The organism is Erythrobacter sp. HI0063, from assembly GCF_001635685.1.
Classification (GTDB): domain Bacteria; phylum Pseudomonadota; class Alphaproteobacteria; order Sphingomonadales; family Sphingomonadaceae; genus Qipengyuania.
In genome coordinates this window covers 19986-39013 of sequence record NZ_LWFF01000335.1, presented here as the reverse complement: position 1 = coordinate 39013, position 19028 = coordinate 19986, and the positions used below count along the sequence as shown (strand labels likewise).

The following is a 19028-nucleotide window of genomic DNA, read 5'->3' as shown; positions in this document are numbered from 1 at the left end:
CTCCCTCGCCCGCCCGGGCGTTTGCCGCTGTGATCGTCGCGGCGGGGCAAGGCCTGCGAGCAGGGCAGCAGGTGCCGAAGCAGTTCGCCATTTGGCGCGGTAAGCCGGTTTTGCGCCATTCGGTCGAGGCCCTGCTTAACCAAGGAGCCGAGCGCATCGTCGTCGCGATTCCGCAGGGCGCGGACGATTTAGCTGCGGCAGCGCTTTCCGGGCTCGACCGGGTCGAGACGGTCATCGGCGGCGCTACGCGTCAGGCTTCGGTCCGGCGTGCTCTCGATCGACTAGCCGACCGACCGCCGGAGAATGTCCTGATCCATGACGCGGCGCGCCCGTATCTTCCGCAAGAGGTAACCGACCGCTTGATAGCGGCGCTCGAAGAACACTCCGGCGCCATCCCCGTGCTGCCGGTGGTCGACAGTCTCGCGGTGGACCGCGACGGGATCATGGACGGCACCGCCGATCGCGAGACGCTGCGACGCGTGCAGACACCGCAGGCGTTTCGCTTCGACGCGATCCTCGCCGCCCATCACGGCTGGGAAGGCAAACCCCTGGCCGGTGACGATGCGCAGGTGCTGCGCGCAGCCGGGCAGGACGTCGCGCTTGTTCGCGGGCATGAGCGGCTCGCCAAACTCACTTTCGCGGAGGATTTCATGACGGGATTGCCGCCGGTCCGCACCGGCCTGGGATACGATGTCCATCGCCTGGTCGCGGGCGAGGAGCTTTGGCTGGGCGGGATCGAGATCGCCCACGACAAAGGCCTGTCGGGCCATAGCGATGCCGACGTGGCGCTCCATGCGCTGACCGACGCGTTGCTGGGCGCGATCGCAGATGGCGATATCGGCAGCCACTTCCCGCCCAGCGATCCGCAATGGAAGGGCGCGCGATCGAGCCAGTTCCTCGAACATGCAGTCAAGTTGGTCCGCGCGAAGGGCTACACGGTCGGCAATATCGACCTGACCATCATCTGCGAGGAGCCCAAGATCGGCCCGCACCGTGCCGCCATGCGGGCGCGGATCGCAGATCTGCTCGGCGTTGACATCGATCGCGTATCGGTGAAGGCCACCACCACGGAACGGCTTGGTTTTACCGGGCGTGGCGAAGGGATTGCCGCGCAGGCGGTCGCCACGCTGGTTCTCGACTGACGGGGGAAATGCGCAGATGACCAAACTCATATTCTGTCTCGCGCCTCTGGCCGCCATGGCCGCCGCGCCGCTCTCGGCCCAGGCCGATCCGACGCCGGAGCAGGTCGAGGCGGCGACGCGCTACGCCCTGCCCCACCTTTTCGAAGGGTTCCGCGCCACCTGCGGCGATACGCTGTCCGCCGACGGCTATCTGGCGACCGAGGGCGATCGTCTCCAGACCAAATTATCCGATGGCGCCGACGCCTATTGGCCCCGGGCGAAGACTGCGATGATCAATCTCGCCTCGCAGAGAGGCGGCGAAGCATCGAGCGAACTCGATATGTTCGCGTCCCTGCCCGATGAAAGCCTGCAGCCCTTGGTCGACGGGCTGGTCTTCGCCCTCGTCGCGACCGAGCTCAAGACGGAACAGTGCGGGAGTGTCGAACGCGCACTGGCCCTGCTCGACCCGATGCCGGTCGAAAACATCGCCGGATTGATCGGCTTTATGTTCGAAATGGTCCAGAACGATAAAGACGCGTCCGCCGAGGACTCAAAGGCGATGGAAGAGCGGCAATGACGGACGGGCTGCTTCCCAGCGATATCGAGGCTCTGGCGCGCAAGGTCGTCGAAGCCAATGCGCAGGCCGGGCGCACAGTGGCGCTGGCGGAAAGCTGCACCGGCGGCCTCGTCGCTGCTGCGCTGACCGAAGTACCCGGTTCTTCTGCCGTCTTCGATCGCAGCTACGTGACCTATTCGAATGCCGCCAAGCGAGAGATGCTCGGCGTTTCGAGCGAGATCATCGAGACGTTCGGCGCGGTTTCGATCGCATGCGTCTGGGCTATGGCGAAGGGCGCGCTGGAGCGTAGCGGCGCCGATGTGGCGGTCGCGATCAGCGGCGTCGCAGGGCCCGGCGGCGGGACCAAGCTGAAGCCGGTCGGCACGGTCGTTTTCGCGCGCGTGACGCGCCACTCGGAAAGCGAGCCCGAAGGCGAACTCAAATTGTTCGATGGACCTGATCGCGCCGCGATCCGGCGCGAGGCTGCGCTGTGGGCGCTCGAACTGCTCATGCCTCACGGCAAAGAGCAGGCCGAGCCGAGCGAAATCTAGGTCGTTCCGGGGGCCTGTTCGCGCCCGTAGAGATCGTCGGCGCGCTTTTCGAACGCTTCAACCATCTTGCGGAAAGCGCGGTCGAAATATTGGCCGGCCAGCGCTTCGAACACGGCGTTGCGGAAGGTGAACTGGACGCAGAAATCGATCTCGCACCCGCCATCCTCGGTCGGGCGGAAGACCCAGCTATTATCGAGATCGCGCAAGGGACCGTCGAGATAATGAACGTCGATCCGGTTGGGCCGATCCTTGGTGACGCGCGAGGTGAACTTCTCGCGGATCGCCTTGAAGCCGACCAGCATGTCCGCCGTCATCTCTTGCTCGGTGTCGGATCGTACACGCGTGGCGACCACCCACGGCAGGAATTCGCCATAGCGGCCGACATCGGCCACCAGGTCGAACATCTGCTCGCAGCTATAGGGGAGCCTGCGCGTCTCGCGGCTGCCCGGCATCAGCGCGCGGCTTTCTTCGCCAGCTTCGCCTCCCGCGCGGCGCGCATCTGGGCGAAATCGTCGCCCGCGTGATAGCTGGAGCGTGTCAGCGGGCTGGACGCGACCTGGAGAAATCCCTTGGCGCGCGCGATCGAACCGTAAGCGGCGAAAGCCTTGGGCGTCACGAAATCCTCGACCTTGGCGTGTTTCGGGGTCGGCTGCAAATACTGGCCCATGGTGATGAAATCGACATCCGCACTGCGCATGTCGTCCATCACCTGGTGAACTTCCAGCCGCTGTTCGCCCAGCCCCAGCATGATGCCGGACTTGGTAAAGATCATCGGATCGTGGGCCTTCACTTCTTCCAGCAGACGCAGCGAGGCATAATAGCGCGCGCCGGGGCGGATGGTGGGATAGAGCCGCGGCACGGTTTCGAGATTGTGATTGTAGACGTCCGGCCCCGCCTCGCAGATCGCCTCGACCGCAGGGCGCATCTTGTTGCGGAAATCGGGAGTCAGGATTTCGATCGTCGTCTCGGGTGTCTCGCGCCGCAGCGCTTGGATCACCTTCACGAATTGCCCCGCCCCGCCATCGGGCAGATCGTCGCGATCGACGCTGGTGATGACGATGTGGTTGAGGCCCATCTGCCCCGCCGCGATGGCAACGTTTTCCGGCTCCATCGGATCGACGAGGCGCGGCATCCCGGTCTTCACGTTGCAGAAGGCGCAGGCGCGCGTGCAGACATCGCCCAGGATCATGACGGTGGCGTGCTTCTTGTCCCAGCATTCGCCGATATTGGGGCAGGCCGCTTCTTCGCAGACGGTGTTGAGCTTCAGATCGCGCATCAGCTTGCGCGTCTCGTGATAGCCCTTGCTGACCGGCGCCTTGACCCGGATCCAGTCCGGCTTGCGCTGGCGGGTCGGGCGGCCCTCTTCTCTCGGTGTCTCGGGCTGCGGAGCGGAGGAAAGATCGTTCATGGCCGCTCACCTAGGCGTCCCACAACCGAGGTGCAATGGGGCCTATTGCCGTAGGGGGAACGCCTAGCTAAGCGACCGCCCATGGACCCGACAGTCATCCAGACATTCACCTCTCCGGTGATCCTCTTTTTCCTGCTGGGCATCTTCGCGGCAGTCGTCCGGTCCGACCTCGCCATTCCGGAAGCCATCGCCAAGGGCTTGTCGCTCTATCTCATGGCGGCCATCGGACTGAAGGGCGGCCTCGCGGTATCGAAGTCCGGTATCGACGGAACCGTAATCGCCGCGCTGCTTGCGGGCACATTCGCGGGGTTCGTCATCCCTATCTTCGCCTATGCTCTGCTCAAAGGGTTCGGCAGGCTGGACCGCATCAATTCCGGCGCGGTCGCAGCGCATTACGGTTCGATCAGCGTGGTGACCTTCGTGACCGCCGTCGAGATTCTGGGTGCGCAGGCGCGCGAACCGGCGGGGTTCATGGTTGCCGTCATGGCGGCGATGGAAGCTCCGGCCATTCTGAGCGGACTGATGCTGGCGCGCGGTTTCGGCAAGAGCGGTGAGGCCGGTGACCAGAATACGGGTGAGATGCTGCGCGAGGTTCTCACCAATTCCTCGATCGTGCTCCTGCTGGGCGCCTTTGCCATCGGTCTTGCCGGAGGGGAGCGCGGCTTTGCCGAAGTCAGCCCGTTCTTCGAGGCCGGTTTCAAAGGCGTCCTGTGTTTCTTCCTCTTGGATATGGGCCTGATCGCCGCGCGTAGGATCATGGATTCGCGGGCTATTACGTGGAGGCTGGCGAGTATCGCGGTCATCCTGCCGCTGATCAACGGCGCGGCCGGGACTGCGCTGGGCGTCGGCATCGGCCTCGATACGGGGTCCGCTGCCGCGCTCGGCGTATTGTGCGCCAGTGCCAGCTACATCGCCGTTCCCGCCGCCATGCGTCTTGCTCTGCCCGAAGCCGATCCGGGTATTTATCTGACCATGTCGCTCAGCATCACCTTTCCGTTCAACGTCCTGGTCAATATCGGGCTGATAAGCGCCTTCGCGGCCTATTTGACCGGTAGTGGAGTGGTCGCACCATGATCGAAACCGTTACGCGCAAGCGCATCGAAATCCTTTCGGACACCGCGCTGTTGAAGCGCGTGACCGATGCGATCGAACGGGCCGGGATCACGGGCTGGTCCGTCACCCCGGTGCTTTCCGGCAAAGGAAGCGAAGGTCGCTGGCGGGAAGAGCGGGTCACGGGAACGGACAAGGTCGTCGTGCTGACGATCGCCGCGCAGGACAAGGCGATGAAGCTCGCCGAAGACCTGGCTCCCGTTCTCACGAAATTCGGCTTCATCCTGAGCATGTGGGACGTTGAGGTGATACGCGGCGAACGGTTCTGATTGGTGCTTGCCGCGCGAGATAACGGAGATTTGCATGCCTGAATTCGTCGACCTTCTGGAAGGATACCGCCGCTTTCGCGAAGGAACCTATCCTCGCCAACGTGACCGTTTCGAAGAAACCGCGATGGAAGGCCAGTCGCCGAAGACTCTGATCATCGGCTGCAGCGACAGCCGGGTCGATCCGGCCCAGATCTTCGATGTCGATCCCGGTGAGATTTTCGTGGTCCGCAATGTCGCTGCGCTTGTGCCACCCTTCGAAACGACACCCGGCCTGCATGGTGTTTCGGCTGCAGTGGAATTCGCCGTGCAGATGCTGAAGGTGAGCCAGATCATGGTCATGGGCCATGGGCGATGCGGCGGGTGCCAAGCTGCACTCTCACGGGACTTCCTCGATTCCGAACCGGGCCAGGGCGGTTTCGTGGCCAACTGGATCAAGCTCCTCGACGAGGCGCGCGAGCCCGTGGCCTCCAAGCATGGTACCACGGGCCGAAAGGCGGAGCTGGCGATGGAATTCGCGGCAATCCGGCAGAGCCTCGCCAATCTGCGCACCTTCTCGTGGATTAAGGAGAAGGAAGACGCCGGAGAGCTCACGCTGCGCGGTACGCATTTCTCGATCATGGAATGCGTGCTCTATACGCTCGACGAGGACACCGGCGAATTTCTGCCCGAAGATTGAACCACTCCCTTCCGGCCTTGCGCGCTCCATCCTTGTGCGCTCCAACCTTGCGCACTGGGGCCTAGCGCGTCATGGGCGGGGCATGACCGACGCAATCCTCAAGAACATCGCCCTGCTGATCGACGCGGACAACACCACGCCCAAGGGCATCGATCCGGTGCTGACCGTCATGGCCGAATTGGGCCAGGTCAATATCAAGCGGGCCTATGGCAATTTCGCCAAGAACAATCTCGCCAATTGGGACAAGATCACCCACAAATACGGCATCCGTCCCCAGCAGCAATTCGATCTGACGGCGGGCAAGAACGCCACCGACATGGCGATGACGATCGATGCGATCGACCTGCTTTACCAAGGCAAGGTCGACGGGTTCGGGATCATGAGTTCCGACAGCGATTTCACCCCGCTCGTCACCCGGCTGAGGCAGGACGGGCTGGTCGTCTACGGCTTCGGCAGCACCAGCAAGACGCCGGCCGCCTTCAAAAGCGCCTGCACCCGCTTCATCGACATCGATGCCTTGATAAAAGGCGCATCCGACGAACCGGAAACTCCGAAGGCGCGGGCCGCCACCGGTAAGGGACAGATCGACGACGAGCTGGTCGAATTGCTCGGCAATGCCTGGAAGGCCGCCAAGCGCGACGACAAGGGCTTCGCGCCAATGGGCGAGGTCGGCAAAATCGCCGGCAACCGCTCCAGCTTCGATGTGCGCAATTACGGATACAAGCGCCTCTCCGACCTTTTCGAAGCCATCGATCAGTTCCAGGTCGACCGGCGCGACAATAACGGCATGTACGTCAAACGTCTGCGCTGAGCCGACTCCATAAATTCGCAGCGCAAAGAAAAAGGCGCGGCAGGCCGAAGCCGCCGCGCCTTTTCTCTAGTCAGGGCTAATTCTTTATGAGGATCAGGAGCCCGCCTGCTGCGTGGTGTAGATCGCCCACAGATTGGCGATCGCCTGCCGCGCGCCTTCGACTCGATTGAAAGTCGCTTCGGCTTCGGCATACTTGCCCTGATCGAGCTGCGCGATGCCCATCCGCGTCAGAACCAGCGGCGTGTTGGCTCCCGGCATGGTCGCGGCCTTGGCGAAGAACTCCTCGGCATCGGCGGCGCGGCCATAGCTGAGGAACGCGTTACCCGCAGCCATCACGGTGACGAGATTGGCGTTCGCAGCGCGAGCATCCTTGGCAAGCTCAGGTAGCTCCGTCTCGTCGGTCTTCACGCGCTTGGCGGCTTCGGCCCGCGCCTCGCTAACGAACGTGTTGCTACGGTCCAGATTGCCGCTGGCATAACCTTCATCGATCACGGCCACGACTTCGCCGGGCAGTTTGCGCGGATCGGCCTGGTCGATATATTCCAGATACTGATTGCTCTGCCGCAGACCATCGACGCGACGGGCCAGTCGCAGAAGATCGAGCGAATCCTCGCCGCCGATTTCCGACGTGTTGTAGAGAATGCCGATCGCATCGCCCCAGCTGGTGGCGCTGGGATAATCGCGGACATACATGCTCGAATATTCGCGCGCCTGCGCATCGAGCTGATTGTTGTAAGCCATCGCCAAACCGCGCCTGATCCACGCTTCGTCGACCGGTTGACCCGCCTGCCGCTTCGCTTCGATAGCTTGGCTCAGATAGGTCACACCATCGGCGAACCGTTCTTCCTGAAAATAGGTCTCGGCGATCGACGGAGTCAGATCGTTCTCGGTATATCCGAGTTCCATCGCCCGCTCGAAATAGGTGCGCGCCGCAGACCAATCTTCGTCCTGGTAGGCGAGCTGTCCGGCTTGAAGGTAGTATCCCGGCTGACTTTCTGCCGGAACCTTGCCGCTCTGGAGCATCATGTCGAGACCCTGGCGCCGCAGAGCCGTATCACTCAACTTGCTACCGGTGGCGTAAACGAGACTGCCAGCCACATTTCGGTCGTCGTCGTTTTCGATGGCTGCAATTACTCCGGGAAGCGCGGCCTTTACCGCCTCGACATCTCCATCCTTGTCGAGCTGCTGCACCGGATTATAGGCCGCCACGAAGCCCTTCGAATATTGCGGCTTGGCGGCCTTATCGTCGTCCTTCTTTTTCTTCTGCGCGGCGGCGGGTGCTTCCAGCGCGGTCACGGACAGCACGCCGCCCATGCCCAGCGCGAGCGCCAGAGCGAGAGTGGACGAACGCTTGGAAAAAACGGAAAATCGCATAAATTTGCTCCCAAGAGTGGTAGATGAGGGCTTCCCATTAAAGCCCCGCCCGATGGTCGGGCGGTCGTTTGCCTGCAAGGCCCCTCGATTGCAAATAGGTCTAGGCAAAATCGGCTGAATAGCGTTTGAATGCCGCACGATGCGGCGGTTCATTTGCCTTGCCGTGCCGCCAGAGCCCGGATGTGTGGATAAAGCGCATCATGGGCCCGCCCGGTTCCCCGGTTCAGGTGGCGCAAGGGCGCTTTTTGCCCTAACCTCTCCCCATTCCACTATCCTTTTGATTATCGAGAAGACGCAGTCTTGAGCGACGATACCGATTTGATCGAACCTGCCCCGTATGGCGGCGACGAATACGCCCGCATCGACATCGTCGATGAAATGAAAACCAGCTATCTCGATTACGCGATGAGCGTGATCGTGAGCCGCGCGCTCCCCGATGTGCGCGACGGGTTGAAGCCGGTCCATCGCCGCATCCTTTTCGCCAGCCAGGAAGGCGGCTTCGTGGCCGGGCGACCCTATCGCAAGAGCGCCAAGATCGTCGGCGACGTGATGGGCAATTACCACCCGCACGGCGACAGCGCGATCTACGATGCGCTGGCCCGCATGACGCAGGACTGGTCGATGCGCGTGCCGCTGATCGACGGTCAGGGCAATTTCGGATCGATGGACCCCGATCCGCCCGCCTCCATGCGCTATACCGAAGCGCGTCTGGCACGTGTCGCGAATGCCCTGCTCGACGATCTCGACAAGGACACGGTCGATTTCACCGACAATTACGACCAGTCGCGTCAGGAGCCGACGGTCCTGCCCGCGCGCTTCCCGAACCTGCTGGTCAACGGCGCGGGCGGCATCGCGGTCGGCATGGCGACCAATGTCCCGCCGCACAATCTGGGCGAGGTGATCGACGGCTGCTTCGCTTATATGGACAATCCCGCGATCACGTCGGAAGAATTGTTCGAGATCATTCCCGGTCCCGATTTCCCCACCGCGCCGCTGATCCTCGGCAAATCGGGTGCCCGTTCGGCCTACACCACCGGCCGCGGATCGATCCTGATGCGCGCCCGGCACGAGATCGAGGAAAAGCGCGGAGAGCGCCGCTCGATCGTCCTGACCTCAATCCCCTATCAGGTCGGCAAGAACGGCCTCGTCGAAAAAATCGCCGAAGCCGCGAAGGAAAAGCGGATCGAGGGGATTTCGGACATCCGCGACGAAAGCTCGCGCGAAGGGGTGCGCGTGGTCGTGGATCTGAAGCGCGACGCTTCACCCGAAGTCGTGCTCAATCAGATCTGGCGCTATTCACCCGCGCAGGCGAGCTTCCCGGCAAACATGCTGGCGATCCGCGGCGGTCGGCCCGAAACGCTGACGCTGCGCGATTTCATCCAGGCCTTCATCAGTTTCCGCGAACAGGTCATCACGCGACGCACCAAATTCGAACTGAACAAGGCGCGCGAGCGGGCGCATATCCTGCTCGGCCTCGTGGTCGCGGTCTCGAACATGGACGAGGTCGTGGCGATGATCCGCGGCTCCTCCAATCCGTCCGAAGCGCGCGGCAAGCTGCTCGCCAAGGAATGGCCGATCGGCGACATCGCGCAATATATCGCGCTGGTCGAAGCGATCGAGCCGGATGCCGAGCAGGAAGGCGGCACCTATCGCCTGTCCGAACGGCAGGTGAAAGCCATCCTCGACTTGCGCCTCCACCGCCTGACCGCGCTGGGCCGCGACGAGATCGGGGACGAGCTGAAAGAGCTGGCGATTGCGATCGAGGAATATCTCGCGATCCTGGGCGACCGGGTGAAGCTCTACGCCGTGATGCGCGAGGAATTGCAGGAAATCCGCGACGCCTATGCCACTCCGCGCCTCAGCGAGATCGCACCGGCCTGGGACGGCCTCGAGGACGAGGATCTTATCGAGCGCGAGGAGATGGTCGTCACCGTGACGCACGGCGGCTACATCAAGCGTACCCCGCTCACGACCTTCCGCGCCCAGGCGCGTGGCGGCAAGGGCCGCAGCGGTATGGCGACCAAGGACGAGGACGCGGTGGTCGAATTGTTCGTCACCTCGACGCACAATCCGGTCCTGTTCTTCACCAATACCGGCCGGGTCTATCGCCTCAAGGTCTGGAAGCTGCCCGAAGGCGGCCCGCAGACCAAGGGGCGCCCGATGGTCAACCTCTTGCCGCTGGGCGATGACGAGCGCGTCACCAACGTGCTGCCCCTGCCCGAAGACGAGGCGGAGTGGGACAAGCTCAACATCGTGTTCGCCACCGAACAGGGCATGGTGCGGCGCAATTCGATGGACGCTTTCACCAACGTGCCCTCCAACGGCAAATACGCGATGGGCTTCGTGGAAGACAGCGGGGATCGGCTGGTGGGCGTGCGCCTGCTGAGCGAGGGTCAGGAGATTTTCCTCGCTTCCGATTCGGGTAAGGCGATCCGCTTCCAGGCCACCGATGCACGCGAAACCAAGAGCCGTACGGGTATCGGCGTGCGCGGCATGACGCTGAAGGGCGGCGCGAAGGTCGTTTCCATGGCGGTGCTCGACGCAGGCGAGCCGGAGACCGAAATTCGCGAAGCCTATCTGCGCAGCGCGACCTGGAAGAACAACGACGCCGAAGCGACTCTGCCGCAAGACAAGGCTGCCGAACTGGCCGACAGCGAGGAGTTTATCCTGACGTTGACGGCGAACGGTTACGGCAAGATTTCGTCCAGCTACGAATACCGCACGATCGGGCGCGGTGGTCAGGGGCTGACGAATATCGGCGAGCCGTCCTCCAATCCGGACCGCAACGGCCCGGTGGTGGCCAGCTTCCCGGTCAAGCATGGATCGCAACTCATGCTGGTGACCGATCAGGCGAAGCTGATCCGTCTGCCGATCCATTTCCGCCATCTGATCGAAAACGGCTTCGACACGCATTCGGGCTATTCGATTTCGGGTCGCGGATCTTCGGGCGTTCGCATCTTCAACGTGGCGAAAAACGAGCAGATCGTCGGCGCCGCACCGATCGACGAAACCGAGGAGCCGGAGAACGAGGCGGAAGAAGCGGTCGCGGACGAGATCGCCAGCCATGGCGGATCGATCCATCCGACCAGTCCGCACACCACCGCCCATTCGGACGACAATATCGACGGCGAACCGGACAGCGATTGAGCGTTAGCGTTGCAGGCCTTTTGCAGCCTTGTTGCGAAGGGTCTGCACCACCCCGGTCGCGATCATCAACTGGCCCACATAATAGAGCGGCCAGACGATCCAGTCCGCCAGCGCCGGATCGATCCGGCCCGCCTCGCGCGCGAAAATCGCCAGGTCCGACGCGACGAACAGCAAAGTGCCCAATCCCACCCGGTAGCGCGGGAAACGGCTGACCCAGGCCGATGCGCTCATCGCGGCAAGCGTGCAGGCATACAACGTCGCGAGGTGCCAATTCGGCTGCGGCCAGGTCAGCAGAGCAGTGATCGCGGGAACCAGAATGGCGATCGCAAGCGCCGCGCCCATCTGGCTACCATGACGCTTCTGCCTCGGATTGCGCCAATACAGCGCAATGGCGACGAGATGCGCGAGAGCGAAAATCGCCGCGCCGAACAGGAAGGAAACTTCGAGCACCATGTCGGCAAGCGCCGACAAACCAAGCACGAGCGCGACCAGTACCCCATCGGTCCCGCTGCTTCGCCGCGCCGCATAGATCGCCAACAAGCCCACACCTAGGCCCTTGAGCGGAATAACGAAAAGGCCGGGCAAAGTGTCGCCCCAGACGAAGTAGCAGAGCGAGAAAATCAGGCTCGCCAGCAACCACGGCCGGTGATCGATGAGGGCTTTATGGGGGCGGTTCGGCATGATCGCCGCATGGCCCGCTTTGCTCACTACCACAAGGCGTCATCCCTGCGCGTTGAAAGCGCCGTATCTTTGCCCTAGCTGAGACGGCGATGGTTCATGATATTCAAATAATTGGCGGCGGTCTCGCCGGCAGCGAGGCGGCGTGGCAATTGGCGCGGCGCGGCTTTCGCGTCCGCCTGTCGGAAATGCGCGGTTCGGGTGAGATGACACCCGCGCACCAGACCGATGGCCTTGCCGAACTGGTCTGTTCCAACAGCTTTCGATCCGACGACAGCGACAAGAACGCGGTCGGCCTGCTGCACGATGAAATGCGGCGGCTGGACAGCCTGGTAATGCAGGCGGGCGAAAAAGCACGCGTTCCCGCCGGATCGGCCATGGCCGTCGATCGCGACGTATTTTCCGCCGAAGTCGAGCGCGCCCTGAAGGAGCATCCGAACGTCACGGTAGTGCGCGAACGGGTCGATGCTTTGCCGGAAAGCGGGCCGACGATCGTCGCCACCGGGCCTTTGACCGCGCAATCGCTGGCCGAAAGTATCGTGCAAGCGACTGGACAGGACCGTCTCGCTTTCTTCGACGCGATCGCGCCCATCGTGCATCGCGACAGCATCGACATGGACATCTGCTGGATCCAATCGCGCTGGAACAAGCGGACCGAAGCGTCCAACGAAGAGGGCGATTACATCAACTGCCCGATGACGAAGGAGCAGTATTACGCGTTCCATCAGGGTCTGATGGACGGCGAGAAGACCGAATTTCGCGAATGGGAAAAGGACACGCCCTATTTCGACGGTTGCATGCCGATCGAGGTGATGGCGGCGCGCGGCGTCGAAACGCTGCGCTTCGGTCCGATGAAACCGGTCGGGCTCGACAATCCGCGCGATACCACGCCGGAATTTCCACAGGGGCGCTGGCCCTACGCTGTCGTCCAACTGCGGCAGGACAATAAGCTCGGCACGCTGTGGAATATGGTCGGTTTCCAGACCAAGCTGAAACACGGCGCGCAGGTCGACCTGTTCCGCACCATTCCCGGACTGGAGAACGCGGAATTCGCGCGGCTCGGCGGGCTGCACCGCAACACGTTCCTCAATTCTCCGCTCGTGCTCGACCGGCAATTGCGCCTCAACCGCGCGGCCCACATCCGCTTTGCCGGACAGGTGACCGGGTGCGAGGGTTATGTCGAAAGCGCGGCGGTCGGCCTGATGGCTGGCCTGATGGCGGCAAACGAACTGGCCGGCCAGGATTGGGCCCCGCCCCCACGCACCACGGCGCTGGGCGCGCTTCTGTCGCACATCACCGGGGATGCGGAGGCCGAGACCTTTCAGCCGATGAACGTCAATTTCGGCCTGTTTCCGCCGCTGCACGAAGTCGGCAAGAAACAGCGCAAGGAAGCGTACACATCCCGCGCAAAGGCCGAGCTCGGCCCATGGTTGCGCCAGCTGGAGCCGATTCCCGCCTGATCCGGCCTAACACCGGCAGGCAGGCTTGGCCTTGCGCTTGGGCGCGGTCGTCGCGAATTCGGCGGGCGTCAGCGACAGGTTCCCATCCGCATCGGCGCCTTCGAACTTGTCGACCGTCGCCACGGCCCATTCTTCGAAATCCAGCAGATTGTTGCCGTCCTTGTCGAGCTTGCGAAAGGCATCGGTCCGGCTCGACAGCATCTCGGTGCGCGAGATCTTCCAGTCGCGATTGCGGTCGTAGCGGAAGAAGCGCCTTTGTTCCCGCGTCAGCTCGGTCGCCTCAGGCGGTTCCGGCCCGCGCAGATCGGCGGCATCGGCGCTCGGCAATTGGGGGTCTTCGAAGCTCTCGGTCGGTTCGGCGGGAACAGGCGGCGGGGCCCCCCGCTCCACCTCTGCGCGTCCCTGCCACCACACGAAGCCGATCCCGGCGAGCATCAGCGCGCACAACGCACCCAAGAGCCAGTTTCGCATGCCCACCCTTCCCCGAAAAGCCCCGCTCTTCATTTAGCGCCCCGTCAGCCCATGCCGCAAGACCGCGATAAGATCGCTTGGACGGGACAAGGGGGCCGCCCCGCTATGCAGCGCCCTTCGCCCGATCGCGTCGAACACGGTCAAAGGCCGTAGAGCCCGCGGCAGGCGTGGTGGCTTGGCGAGCTTCCGCCCCTCCCGCAACGCCAAGTCCCGCGCTTCAGGATCGCAGAGGCTCGCCGCCGCATCCGCCATGCTCCAGCGCTCGCTCGCCTGCGCGATAGCGGCCTCGTCGAAGCCGAGGCCAAGATGGCGGGCGAGAACCTGCCATCCGGCCCCCCGCCCCCGTCTGTAGGCTTCAAAGTCCGAAGCGTGCGGTGGCGAATTCGCCAACAGAGCCTCCCAGCCATCGACCACCTTACCGAGTTCCGAAGTGTCCGTATTCCATTCGGCAAGCTGCGCCAGCAACGGGTTACCGACCGGCCATTCCTCGCGCGGCTGGGCAAAGCGATCGCGCCACCATGCCAGCCTCATCTGCGCCAGAATGGGTTCGCTCGCCGTGAACACGAATTTGGCGAACTGCGCCTCCAGGGAAAGCAGAGTGGCGATCGCCGGGCGGGCATAGGCCGGCGCATAGCTCGTCGCGATTCGATGAATGAGACTGCGGTCCACTTGTCCTCCGGTGAAAGATCGCGGTTTACACAACGTTAGGCATAAAGCCGTACCCAAGCTTAACCGCAATCGCCGCATAGGGCCCGTCATGGGCCATTTCGCTGAGACCAATCCATGACGGCACGTTCAAGTGACAGGTTTTCCCTGAGAGCGTTGCGCGCCCATACCGGCGGTAACGTGCTCGCGATAGCGGCCGCCAGCATATTCCCGATCCTCGCCATCGTCGGCGGGACGGTGGATATGAGCCGCGCCTACATGGCGCAGGCTCAGCTTCAATCCGCTTGCGACGCCGGCGTCCTGGCTGGCCGCCGCGCATCGGGCCGTTCTGGCACGTACGGTGCGACGGAAAAGGCGAAAGCGAACAAGATGTTCAACGCCAATTTCGAGCCGGCCAAGCTCTCGGTCACGAACTCGAACTTCACCAGCAAGCGGGAAACGAACGAAGATATCTCGGGCGTCGCCACCGCCACCCTACCCACGATGATCATGGGCGTCTTCGCCTATGACGATTTCGATCTTAGAGTGGACTGCACTGCAGAACTGCAGATCACGAATACCGATGTCATGTTCGTGCTCGACACCACCGGATCAATGCTCGGAGCTCCTCTCGAAGGATTGAAGAATGCGGTTCGCGATTTTCATGTCGCCATGGCGACAGCGTCGATCCAGCCCGACACGCGTATCCGGTATGGGTTCGTCCCCTATTCCAGCACCGTCAACGCCAAATACCTGATTCAGAACAACCAATTGCCCGCAAGCTATTTCGGGACCTCGGCGACATTTACGACCCGCGAATCCGAGTTCAACACCCCGCGCGATATCGTCCAGAACGGGACGAAAACTTACGGGTCGACCGAAACATATTCCGGCAACGTGTACCGGAACGATTGCGACGGTAGCGGAAACGAATGGAGCAACGACTGGAATAACAGAACGACGACCGGCACCTCGCCCAATTTCGTTACCACATCCTACGAGTTCGTTTCCTACACGCACCAAGCTTACAACTGGCTTTTACAGTCTTACGGAACCTGCAAGCGACGTCGCGTATCGCAGCCCTTCACGATAAGACGCGTCTATAACTTCACGCAATATGTCTATCACGAAGCGCCGATCAGCACGACCGGACTGTCCGGCTTCGGGAACGTGCCGCTTGGCGTCCACGGTTCGTCGGCGTGGGTAGCGACCGCTGGAACCTACGACATGCGCGAACTGGCCGCGATGAATTCCACCAATTCATCGGGCATCAGCACCATCAATTCGTCGTGGAACGGTTGCGTCATGGAACGCGCCACCGTGCAAACGGCCAATTTCAACCCGGTCCCGGCTGGCGCGCGCGATCTCGATGTCGTGTCCGCCCCGCAAGGTGGCGTCGCGGATTCCTACTGGGCGCCGAATTGGACGGGCGTGATGTTCTATCGGAACACCTACGGGCCGGAATATACCATAGCCGAAAACAGCCAGCCTTCGGGCGGATTCATCGCCTGTCCGCAAAGCATGAGAGCGTTCACCACTGCGGACGTCTCGAGCACCACGGTGCCGGCCTGGGTGGAAAGCTATCTGTCGGGCCTGAACGCTGAAGGGGCGACCTACCACGACATCGGGATGATCTGGGGCGCGCGGATGGCGAGCAAGCGCGGCATAATGGCCGCGAACGTCAACGACCAACCCTACCGGTCCGCGTCCAGGCACCTCATCTTCATGACCGACGGCGCTCTCCAGCCCAACAGATATGCCGCGGGCAATTACGGGATCGAAATCTTCGCCAATCGAATAGCTCCGCAATATACGAACGATCTCGATCTCATCCCGTATCATTCTGCGCGGTTCCGGGCAGCCTGCGATGCGGCCAAGAACGAAGACCTCGTCGTATGGATGGTCGCCTTCGGCACGGCGATAACCGACGACATGCGATATTGCGCCACCGGCGACAGAGTTTACTTCGCATCCGACACCACGCAATTAAGGGCGCAATTCCGGACGATCGCCTCGCAGATCGCCAGCCTGAGGCTCGGCCAGTGACGCTTGCGCCAACCAATTCCTCGGCTCGTATCGTCGGCGATCAGCGCGGAACGACCATCATCGAATTCGCCGTGGTCGCGCCTGTTTTGCTGATGATCATCATGGGCGGCATGGAGATCGGCCATCTCGGATACGTGAAAGGCATCACGAGGGCCGCGCTCCAGGTGGCGGCACGGGATTCCGGCTTGGAATCCAACAGTTCGAGCCAAAACGCCGTCGATGCAGCGCTGCGCGATCGTATCAAAACCGTGATACCGAACGCCTCGATCTCTATCCAACGCCGCAGCTACACCGACTTTACCGACGTGAACACGCCGGAAGATTTCAACGACAGCAACGGAAACGGACTCTACGATCCGAACGAATGCTTCACCGACATGAACGGCAATGCGCGCTGGGATGCGGACCGCGGTCGTTCGAACAGCCAAGGCGGGGCTGACGATGTCGTTCTCTACACCGTAAGCGTTTCCTACAATAAGATTTTCCCGCTTTGGAAACTGATCGGGCAGCCTTCGACAAACGTGATCAGCGCCGAGACGACACTTCGGAATCAGCCTTTCGGTGTCCAGTCGCAGCAGATCGGGATGCGGATATGCCCGTAGGTTTTTTCAAGCGCATGCGGACCCGTCGGCTCTCCGCTTTCCGCTCCGACCAGAAGGGGCTTGCCCTTGTCGAATTCGCCTATGTCGCGCCGATCCTTCTCGTGCTCGGCATGGGAGGCGCCGAGTTGACGAATTATGCGCTGACACAGATGCGCATCAGCCAGCTTGCCATTTCGCTTGCCGACAACGCCTCCAGAGCTCGGCAATTCGTATCGGGAGCAGCCCCTCGATTTCGCGAACACGATGTTCGCCAGGTTTTTCAAGGGGCTCAATTGCAATCCGGTGGCCTCGACATCAAGGCCAATGGACGCATCGTGCTGTCGAGCCTTGAGCGAAATATCACCGGCGGCCAGTGGATTCACTGGCAACGCTGCTTTGGAGAGAAGACCAATTACGAGCCCCAGTATGGGCGGCAGGGGACCGGGGCGGTAGGAAACACTTATCCGGGGATGGGACCGAGCAGCAATCGGGTGACTGCCGAACAGAATTTCGCCGTGATGTACGTCGAAGTCGCCTACGAATACGAACCGCTGGTTTTCACGACGATCGTGCCTTCGCAGACCATACGCAAAAACGCCGCTATGTTCGTACGCGACGAACGCGACCTGACCGGCGATCTGCTGCGCGATCCGCGCTACGGCAATGTGTTCAATCCCTCACCCGCCGTTCCGGACGCAGACATCGACCTTTGCGCTTGAGCCGCCTATCGGCTCAATCCCGGTAGCACACCTTCTTTGCCGCCTCGACGATGCGCGGCGCATCGATGAGCGCGAGCTTTTCGAGATTGGCGGCATAGGGCAGCGGCACGTCTTCGTTGCAGACCCTGAGGACCGGCGCATCGAGATGGTCGAAGCCTTCCTCCATGCAGATCGCCGTCACTTCCGAGGCGATCGAGCACGTCGGCCAGCCCTCTTCCGCAATGACCAGGCGATTGGTCTTCGCCAGGCTGTCGAGGATCGTCTGCTTGTCGAGCGGGCGCAGGGTGCGAAGGTCGATGACTTCCGCCTCGATCCCTTCTTCCGCCAGCTTTTCCGCCGCTTCGAGCGAGAATCCGACACCGATCGAATAGCTGACGATGGTGACGTCCGATCCCTCACGGACGATCCGCGCCTTGCCGATCGGCAGGACATGATCGTCCAGCTGCGGCAATTCGAAGCTGCGGCCGTAGACCAATTCGTTTTCTAGGAAGACCACCGGATCTTCGCTGCGGATAGCCGCCTTCATCAGGCCCTTCGCGTCAGAGCTGTCATACGGCGCGATCACGATCAGACCGGGGACGCTGGCATACCAGGGGCCGTAATTCTGGCTGTGCTGCGCGCCGACGCGACTGGCCGCGCCATTAGGCCCGCGGAAAACAACCGGGCAGCGCATCTGGCCGCCCGACATGTAATTGGTCTTGGCCGCCGAATTGATGATGTGGTCGATCGCCTGCATGGCGAAATTGAAGGTCATGAATTCGACGATCGGCCGCAAACCGCCCATCGCGGCGCCGGTGCCGATACCGGCAAAGCCGTATTCGGTGATCGGCGTGTCGATCACGCGCTTGGGCCCGAATTCGTCGAGGAGCCCCTGCGTGACTTTGTATGCGCCCTGATATTCGGCGACTTCCTCGCCCATCACGAAGACGCGCTCGTCGCGACGCATTTCCTCGGCCATACCGTCGCGCAAGGCTTCGCGCACGCTGATGGTGAGCATGTTCGTGCCGGCGGGAATTTCAGGATCGGACTTGGGCTCCGATTTCGGTTTTTCCGGCGTGATCGATCCGTCGGCATCATCCTGGCCGACATCCTTGCCCTCGCCAGGCTTATCCTCGACCTTCGTGTCGTCGGGCGACGGCGCTTCGATGTCGGACGCGTCCTCGCCCTCGCCTGCGAGCATCGCGATCACTTCGCCGACCTTCACGCCCTCGGTCCCTTCGGCGACCATGATCTTGCCGAGCGTGCCTTCATCGACCGCTTCGAATTCCATCGTCGCCTTGTCGGTTTCGATCTCGGCGATGATGTCGCCGATCTCGATCGCGTCACCTTCCTGCTTCAGCCATTTGGCGAGCGTGCCTTCCTCCATTGTGGGGGACAGGGCGGGCATCTTCAGTTCGATCGCCAT

19 protein-coding genes are annotated in these 19028 nt (G+C 62.3%); 12 read left to right on the top strand and 7 right to left on the bottom strand.

All coding sequences use genetic code 11. The features are described from left to right. From A3736_RS14765 to A3736_RS14755, 3 genes are all read left to right on the top strand, one after another. A partial coding sequence (locus tag A3736_RS14765) for a bifunctional 2-C-methyl-D-erythritol 4-phosphate cytidylyltransferase/2-C-methyl-D-erythritol 2,4-cyclodiphosphate synthase (RefSeq protein ID WP_233999409.1) occupies nt 1-1142 on the top strand: 1142 nt, incomplete at its 5' end. Nucleotides 1143-1158: 16 nt separating this feature from the next. Next, entirely contained in the window at nt 1159-1698 is a 540-nt protein-coding gene (locus A3736_RS14760) for a hypothetical protein (RefSeq protein WP_067684523.1), read from the top strand. Beyond that, nucleotides 1695-2228, top strand: a complete 534-nt coding sequence (locus tag A3736_RS14755; protein WP_067684521.1) for a CinA family protein — start codon at nt 1695-1697, stop codon at nt 2226-2228. Before A3736_RS14760 ends, A3736_RS14755 begins: the two co-directional genes overlap by 4 nt. Here A3736_RS14755 and A3736_RS14750 read toward each other — a convergent pair. Beyond that, nucleotides 2225-2680: a type II toxin-antitoxin system RatA family toxin gene (locus tag A3736_RS14750; RefSeq protein ID WP_067684519.1), complete on the bottom strand. Its 456-nt coding sequence runs from the start codon at nt 2678-2680 to the stop codon at nt 2225-2227. The genes A3736_RS14755 and A3736_RS14750 overlap by 4 nt on opposite strands. Next, nucleotides 2680-3636 carry a lipoyl synthase gene (gene lipA / locus A3736_RS14745; RefSeq protein WP_067684517.1) on the bottom strand — a complete coding sequence of 319 codons (957 nt, stop codon included), beginning with the start codon at nt 3634-3636 and terminating at the stop codon, nt 2680-2682. The genes A3736_RS14750 and lipA overlap by 1 nt, the downstream gene beginning before the upstream one ends. Before the next feature lie 81 nt (nt 3637-3717). Here lipA and A3736_RS14740 point away from each other — a divergent pair, with 81 nt between their 5' ends. From A3736_RS14740 to A3736_RS14725, 4 genes are all read left to right on the top strand, one after another. Further along, entirely contained in the window at nt 3718-4710 is a 993-nt protein-coding gene (locus A3736_RS14740) for a sodium-dependent bicarbonate transport family permease (protein ID WP_067684515.1), read from the top strand. After that, nucleotides 4707-5015: a transcriptional regulator gene (locus A3736_RS14735; protein WP_067684513.1), complete on the top strand. Its 309-nt coding sequence runs from the start codon at nt 4707-4709 to the stop codon at nt 5013-5015. Before A3736_RS14740 ends, A3736_RS14735 begins: the two co-directional genes overlap by 4 nt. Before the next feature lie 34 nt (nt 5016-5049). Further along, nucleotides 5050-5691 carry a carbonic anhydrase gene (locus A3736_RS14730; RefSeq protein WP_067684511.1) on the top strand — a complete coding sequence of 214 codons (642 nt, stop codon included), beginning with the start codon at nt 5050-5052 and terminating at the stop codon, nt 5689-5691. A gap of 82 nt (nt 5692-5773) precedes the next feature. Next, nucleotides 5774-6502 (top strand): NYN domain-containing protein, encoded by a 729-nt coding sequence (locus tag A3736_RS14725; protein ID WP_067684509.1) that lies wholly within the window; start codon nt 5774-5776, stop codon nt 6500-6502. A gap of 93 nt (nt 6503-6595) precedes the next feature. Here the strand turns inward: A3736_RS14725 and A3736_RS14720 are convergent, their stop codons facing one another. Further along, entirely contained in the window at nt 6596-7876 is a 1281-nt protein-coding gene (locus A3736_RS14720; protein ID WP_067684507.1) for a hypothetical protein, read from the bottom strand. A gap of 300 nt (nt 7877-8176) precedes the next feature. On the opposite strand from A3736_RS14720, the gene gyrA reads away from it, so the two are divergent. Next, nucleotides 8177-11023, top strand: coding sequence for a DNA gyrase subunit A (gyrA, locus tag A3736_RS14715; protein WP_067684506.1), 2847 nt, complete (start codon nt 8177-8179; stop codon nt 11021-11023). 3 nt (nt 11024-11026) lie between these two features. On the opposite strand, the gene A3736_RS14710 is transcribed toward gyrA, so the two are convergent. Next, on the bottom strand, nt 11027-11737 hold the full coding sequence (locus A3736_RS14710; RefSeq protein WP_233999408.1) for a lysoplasmalogenase: 711 nt from the start codon (nt 11735-11737) through the stop codon (nt 11027-11029). Nucleotides 11738-11793: 56 nt separating this feature from the next. Between A3736_RS14710 and trmFO the strand changes: the two genes are divergently transcribed. Next, nucleotides 11794-13161, top strand: coding sequence for a methylenetetrahydrofolate--tRNA-(uracil(54)-C(5))-methyltransferase (FADH(2)-oxidizing) TrmFO (trmFO, locus tag A3736_RS14705; protein WP_067684504.1), 1368 nt, complete (start codon nt 11794-11796; stop codon nt 13159-13161). A 6-nt stretch (nt 13162-13167) separates the two neighbouring features. Here the strand turns inward: trmFO and A3736_RS14700 are convergent, their stop codons facing one another. Both A3736_RS14700 and A3736_RS14695 read right to left on the bottom strand, forming a co-directional pair. Further along, nucleotides 13168-13632, bottom strand: coding sequence for an EF-hand domain-containing protein (locus A3736_RS14700; protein WP_067684503.1), 465 nt, complete (start codon nt 13630-13632; stop codon nt 13168-13170). 33 nt (nt 13633-13665) lie between these two features. After that, a complete protein-coding gene (locus tag A3736_RS14695) occupies nt 13666-14301 on the bottom strand; it encodes a hypothetical protein (RefSeq protein WP_082851530.1) in 636 nt (211 codons plus the stop codon). A 114-nt stretch (nt 14302-14415) separates the two neighbouring features. Here A3736_RS14695 and A3736_RS14690 point away from each other — a divergent pair, with 114 nt between their 5' ends. Genes A3736_RS14690 through A3736_RS14680 form a run of 3 tightly spaced genes read left to right on the top strand, consistent with a single transcriptional unit; the run spans nt 14416 to nt 17623 of the window. Next, the gene (locus A3736_RS14690) at nt 14416-16323 is read left to right on the top strand and encodes a TadE/TadG family type IV pilus assembly protein (RefSeq protein ID WP_082851529.1); all 1908 of its coding nucleotides are present in this window, start codon (nt 14416-14418) and stop codon (nt 16321-16323) included. Then, on the top strand, nt 16320-16925 hold the full coding sequence (locus tag A3736_RS14685) for a TadE/TadG family type IV pilus assembly protein (RefSeq protein ID WP_255363010.1): 606 nt from the start codon (nt 16320-16322) through the stop codon (nt 16923-16925). Before A3736_RS14690 ends, A3736_RS14685 begins: the two co-directional genes overlap by 4 nt. Next, nucleotides 16916-17623, top strand: coding sequence for a TadE/TadG family type IV pilus assembly protein (locus A3736_RS14680; protein ID WP_067684499.1), 708 nt, complete (start codon nt 16916-16918; stop codon nt 17621-17623). Before A3736_RS14685 ends, A3736_RS14680 begins: the two co-directional genes overlap by 10 nt. Before the next feature lie 13 nt (nt 17624-17636). On the opposite strand, the gene A3736_RS14675 is transcribed toward A3736_RS14680, so the two are convergent. Further along, the gene (locus tag A3736_RS14675; protein WP_067684497.1) at nt 17637-19028 is read right to left on the bottom strand and encodes a pyruvate dehydrogenase complex E1 component subunit beta; all 1392 of its coding nucleotides are present in this window, start codon (nt 19026-19028) and stop codon (nt 17637-17639) included.

Excerpts from the sequence above, each read along its gene's own strand:
- A3736_RS14755 (WP_067684521.1), top strand. The coding sequence starts at position 1,695 with ATGACGGACGGGCTGCTTCCCAGCGATATCGAGGCTCTGGCGCGCAAG.
- trmFO (WP_067684504.1), top strand. The coding sequence starts at position 11,794 with ATGGTTCATGATATTCAAATAATTGGCGGCGGTCTCGCCGGCAGCGAG.
- A3736_RS14735 (WP_067684513.1), top strand. The coding sequence starts at position 4,707 with ATGATCGAAACCGTTACGCGCAAGCGCATCGAAATCCTTTCGGACACC.
- A3736_RS14675 (WP_067684497.1), bottom strand. The coding sequence starts at position 19,028 with ATGGCGATCGAACTGAAGATGCCCGCCCTGTCCCCCACAATGGAGGAA.
- A3736_RS14760 (WP_067684523.1), top strand. The coding sequence starts at position 1,159 with ATGACCAAACTCATATTCTGTCTCGCGCCTCTGGCCGCCATGGCCGCC.
- A3736_RS14740 (WP_067684515.1), top strand. The coding sequence starts at position 3,718 with ATGGACCCGACAGTCATCCAGACATTCACCTCTCCGGTGATCCTCTTT.
- A3736_RS14750 (WP_067684519.1), bottom strand. The coding sequence starts at position 2,680 with ATGCCGGGCAGCCGCGAGACGCGCAGGCTCCCCTATAGCTGCGAGCAG.
- A3736_RS14720 (WP_067684507.1), bottom strand. The coding sequence starts at position 7,876 with ATGCGATTTTCCGTTTTTTCCAAGCGTTCGTCCACTCTCGCTCTGGCG.
- lipA (WP_067684517.1), bottom strand. The coding sequence starts at position 3,636 with ATGAACGATCTTTCCTCCGCTCCGCAGCCCGAGACACCGAGAGAAGAG.
- A3736_RS14725 (WP_067684509.1), top strand. The coding sequence starts at position 5,774 with ATGACCGACGCAATCCTCAAGAACATCGCCCTGCTGATCGACGCGGAC.
- A3736_RS14680 (WP_067684499.1), top strand. The coding sequence starts at position 16,916 with ATGCCCGTAGGTTTTTTCAAGCGCATGCGGACCCGTCGGCTCTCCGCT.
- A3736_RS14690 (WP_082851529.1), top strand. The coding sequence starts at position 14,416 with ATGACGGCACGTTCAAGTGACAGGTTTTCCCTGAGAGCGTTGCGCGCC.
- A3736_RS14730 (WP_067684511.1), top strand. The coding sequence starts at position 5,050 with ATGCCTGAATTCGTCGACCTTCTGGAAGGATACCGCCGCTTTCGCGAA.
- A3736_RS14700 (WP_067684503.1), bottom strand. The coding sequence starts at position 13,632 with ATGCGAAACTGGCTCTTGGGTGCGTTGTGCGCGCTGATGCTCGCCGGG.